At 66.1% G+C, this 301-nt stretch carries 1 protein-coding gene; it reads left to right on the forward strand.

Features of this window, described 5'->3' with window-relative positions; all coding sequences use genetic code 11:
- Window positions 1-301 (forward strand): MFS transporter (locus CVN76_RS02700; protein ID WP_157805490.1); only part of this gene is annotated, 301 nt, incomplete at both ends.

A 301-nucleotide genomic window follows, 5' to 3' on the forward strand; every position in this document is an offset into this window, starting at 1 on the left:
CCGGTGGCGACCAATGCCGGTCAGGCGGAGCTGTTGGCCAGCTGGAACGGTCAGGTTGGCTGGCGCTACATGTTTGGTGCCGAGCTGGTGCCGGCGCTGGCCTTCCTGCTGTTGATGTTGGCGGTGCCGGAGTCGCCGCGCTGGCTGGCGAAGGTCGGCCGCCACGAGCAGGCGCAGAAGGTCTTGCGACGCATCGGCAATGAAGGTTATGCGCAGCAAACGCTGGCGGAAATCCGCCATACGCTGGACAAGGACAGCCGCAAGGTACCGCTCAGCGCACTGTTGCGCAGCGACGTGCGGC

The sequence above is a fragment of the Bacillus sp. mrc49 genome (assembly GCF_002803435.1).